General features: G+C 42.9%; 2 protein-coding genes and 1 pseudogene. All 3 read left to right on the plus strand.

Going from position 1 to position 4,217, the window contains the following annotated elements; translation table 11 throughout:
• Positions 1-3,555 (plus strand): tail fiber domain-containing protein (locus DW657_RS18020; RefSeq protein WP_158577418.1); only part of this gene is annotated, 3,555 nt, incomplete at its 5' end.
• 8 nt (positions 3,556-3,563) lie between these two features.
• Positions 3,564-3,869 carry a hypothetical protein gene (locus tag DW657_RS16700; RefSeq protein WP_118313490.1) on the plus strand — a complete coding sequence of 102 codons (306 nt, stop codon included), beginning with the start codon at positions 3,564-3,566 and terminating at the stop codon, positions 3,867-3,869.
• A 76-nt stretch (positions 3,870-3,945) separates the two neighbouring features.
• Positions 3,946-4,217, plus strand: a pseudogene (locus DW657_RS16705) (hypothetical protein); the annotation flags it as partial.

The raw sequence follows: 4,217 nt of genomic DNA on the forward strand, positions 1-4,217 counted from the left end.
AAGGATGATTATTCAAAACAGGCAGCTACTTCCCTCATCCGCTTCGATGGTTCGGGCTACCTCGCTAACGGCGCAATCTGGTGGGACGTGGACGGAAAGGTTCATGCTGACCCTACATCTTTCATCATAAGCGAGAAGAATCTTGGTGCTTACCTCACCTTCTTCGAGCCGACTTGGAAAGCTGGAAGTGCAGGAACGAGCGTTGCTGACCTTGTGTCTTTGAAGCCCAACGCTCCTTTCACCAAATTGGGCGTATCGGGCGATGCTGCATTCGAGGGCGCAATCTCCTTCCACGGAATCAAGCTTACGTATGACGCAACCAACAAGGCTATCAAGATTGATGGTAATCTCTATGCCACAGGCGGTATCACAGCATACGGAGCAAGTAGTGTTTCAGGCGGTGGCGGATTGAATGCAAGCGTAATCAGCTATGCGAGAATCATAGAGGGGAATTATACGGATGCAGACTTGACTAGCATTCCGAATGCCTATGCTATCAAGGCTATCAGCAGCCGTATTGACAATATAGCCACAGAGCTTGGCGGTCTGAGCTTATCTTGGAATAACATTACGGGTAAACCATCAACGTTTGCACCTAGTGCGCACACCCATAAGTGGGCGGAAATCACTGACCGCATCACGAAGGTAAGCCAGCTTACTAACGATGCTGGGTATCTGACTACCCATCAGTCTCTCGCAAGCTATTATACCAAAGCGGAGATTGATGCAAAGGGCTATACCACCAACAAGGGTACTGTTACATCTGTAGGACTTACACTTCCTACAGGTTTGGCGTGCGCAACAAAGACCATCACAACAAGCGGCACGTTTGCCATTAGTCTTGCCTCGGGTTACTCCATTCCTACTACAGCAAAGCAGACTGCTTGGGATGGTGCGGTATCGGCAAAACATACTCATAGCAATAAGTCTGTACTGGACGGCATTACATCAACGAAGGTAACTCGTTGGGATAGCGCTTATGGTTGGTATGCACTTATGACTACTGACGAGGAGACTGCGGACGGCATTATCAATAAGTGGAACGAGGTGGTTAGCTTCCTCGCAAATATTGCACAGACTGACACTTTGAGCGGTATTGTTGACGGAATCAATAAGTCTATTTCTGACGAGGTAACAAGAGCGAAAAAGGCAGAAGGGGTGAACGCTTCGGGCATATCCACCAACAAGACGAGTATCACCACCTTGCAGGGCTACTTTACAAGCGGTTCAGCGAAAAAGGCTCTCCAGCTCACGAATGCTCGCAAGCTTTGGGGTAACTCGTTTAACGGCACTGCTGACATCAATGGAAGCATCATCGTGCCTAGTGGAAAGTATATCTCCATCGGTAACATCAAGTTGGAGTATGATGCAGCTAATAAGGCGCTGAAGATTACGAATACTACGACCGAAGAGGTGGCTAACCTCTACACAAGTGGTGGTGTGTCCGCTTATGGTGTGGGAACATCATCATCAAGTGGCGGTGGTCTCAACGGCTCTGTAAAGGCTTATGCTGATGCTATCAGGCTTACTACGGAAAACCTTTCAGAGATTGCTTCTGCATACTCCATCAAGGCTCTTGATAGTCGTATCGTCAGCCTAGAAGGAGGCTCGGCTATGGACGTTAGTGTTAGCGGTAGTGGAAACGCAGTGACAGCCATCAGTAAGAACGGAACGACTATCAGCGTGACAAAGGGAACAACGTTCTTGACTTCACATCAGAGCCTAGATGGCTACGTCAATGAGGTTGCGACCAGCGGCACTGGCAACGCCATCACCTCGGTATCGAAAAGTGGCAAGAAACTCATCTTTACTAAAGGTGCAACGTTCCTGACTAATCATCAAAGCTTTACAGATTTGTGTGCAACACTCCTTGTAGGTGATGGTGTTGTTGTGAATGATACTGAATTTATTACATCAATTGCAGATGCAAATGGATTTAGTAATACAAGTGCGTTAAACATACCATATAAAAGAAAAGCTAGCAAGTTATGGGAATATATTAAGAACAAAGCTAATTCTTTGTATCAACCTATAGGAGACTATGCAACTAAATCATGGGTTAATAATAAAGGTTATATTACCTCTTCTAGTTCTATATCAGGTAATGCTGCAACAGCAACAAATGCAGATAAAGTAGATGGTTATCACGCTTATCAATTATTTCGAGATTTAGGATGGTGGAATAGTAGTGAAACTCATAATGCTAATGATATAGAAGGTAATGCTTCAGTATTTGCGTATAGTACTCATTCTAACGTTCCAACTACTGGAGTACTTACTACATTTAGTGGAGGAAATGATGCATATAATTGGCAAATGATTAAACAATATAGTTGGAGAGGTTTATATATTAGATATCGTAATGGAGATACTAAAACTTGGTCAGATTGGGTGCGTTTACTTGATGAAACCGACTTGACATGGAGTAGTATTTCAAATAGACCAACTAAAGTTAGTCAATTTACAAATGATAGCGGTTATATTACATCATCTGCTAATATTAGTGGTAATGCAGTTAGTGCTACAAAATTGCAAACATCTCGCAATCTTTGGGGCAATTCATTCAATGGTACAGAAAATATTGGTGGTACTATACTTCCATCTGCTACACATAGGTATAATCTTGGTAGTACAACATATATGTTTGAGAGAACATATACTAGGTATATAGAAACAGATAATGGATATGACCTTAGACTTATTTGTGCAGGTAATGAGTTAATAAGATTAGGTTCTAGTGACAATGTAGTATATTTTAATAGTCAAGGTTTAAGTATAAAGAATGATGTCAGTAGTGGTTGTTCTTTGTCAATATCAGAGATTAGAGATAGTGAATTAAATTACGGTCAAATTAATGTTGTAGATACTAATGGGTCAAGACCTAAAGGTCGTCATTTAGTGTTACAATATGAACAAGGAAATGTAGGTATAGGAGTAAAATATCCTTCAGAGAAACTTGAAGTTAATGGAAATATATTAGTTAATACTTCTAATACTTCTGGCGATAAAGGTTTAAAAATTAAAGCTAATAGTAGAAATTTATTATTTGGTGTCGGTACTTCAACTAAAATAGGAGTATATAGTTATAGTGATAGCAAATGGCTATTTTATACGGATACTTCTACATTTTATACTAGTGGTGGCATTCTCGCTACTGGTGGCGTTACTGCCTACTCCTCCTCCGATATTCGCCTGAAGCAGGATTTGCGCAAGCTGGACTTCTTTGGCATCATCAAGGCAATGGGTGGCACGTTCGGTTTTGCGTGGAAGAAGGACAATACAAGGTCTATCGGTTGGATTGCCCAGCACGTCTTGTGCAACCCTCACTTGAAGGACATCGTGGAGACTGATGAGAAGGGCTACTACAAGATTAACTACTGGTCTCCGAAGCTGATTGCAACGGCATTCGGTGCTATCGAGCAGGTGGGCGATGAGGTCAGCAGGTTGAAGGCTCGGGTGGTCTTCCTCGAATCAGAGGTTCAGCGATTGAGTGGAAAGCAGGACGGCAATAACAAGAAGAGATTAGATAACAAGAATATTAATTTATTAAATTAGTTAAGAAAATGGAGAATTTAAAAATTAACAAGAAGAGTGAACAGACAACCGCCACTTACACTAAGGGTGGCTATCGAGTAGAAATTACCTACAATGTTGACAAGACGGGTGGCAACATCGACAGCATCAATATGAGTATCTACGCAGATATCAATGGTAACTATCTCGGCAACGCGAACGCAAGCTCCAACGGCAGCGAGCTGACCTACAACATCAGCGGCATCCCTCAGAGCAAGCTCAGTGAGGTGTCAGCATTGATAAGTGAGGTTGATACCGCTATCGCTGCCAACATGGCTAGCGAGGCAGCAGAGTAAGTATCGTGAGTATTAACGCAGGGTGGCTCTTATAGAGCTGCCTTGCCTAGTGTTTTAAGTTTTAAAGATTAAGCGTATGGCATTAGCAAACGGAAAAATAACAGCTCCAGTCAGCGTTGATGACGTGAAATCTGTACTCGGAGAGTCCAGTAACGACCTTGCTGCGCTCTGCAAGTCATCGAAGATAAATGTCTGGGCGAAGTACAAGCCTACCGTATTTCCATCACCCTTTCCTGCCGATTGGTACAAGGCGAAGGATGGCAACTACGGCATCAATATCACGATAGAAAACGGCAAGAGCAACTGGAAAGACCTTGTAGCGGAATATTCAAAGGCTAATAATGGATA

Source organism: Prevotella sp. AM23-5, from assembly GCF_003473645.1.
Lineage (GTDB): Bacteria > Bacteroidota > Bacteroidia > Bacteroidales > Bacteroidaceae > Prevotella > Prevotella copri_A.

Coding starts and splice junctions, on each gene's coding strand:
- DW657_RS16700 (WP_118313490.1), top strand. CDS start 3,564: ATGGAGAATTTAAAAATTAACAAGAAGAGTGAACAGACAACCGCCACT.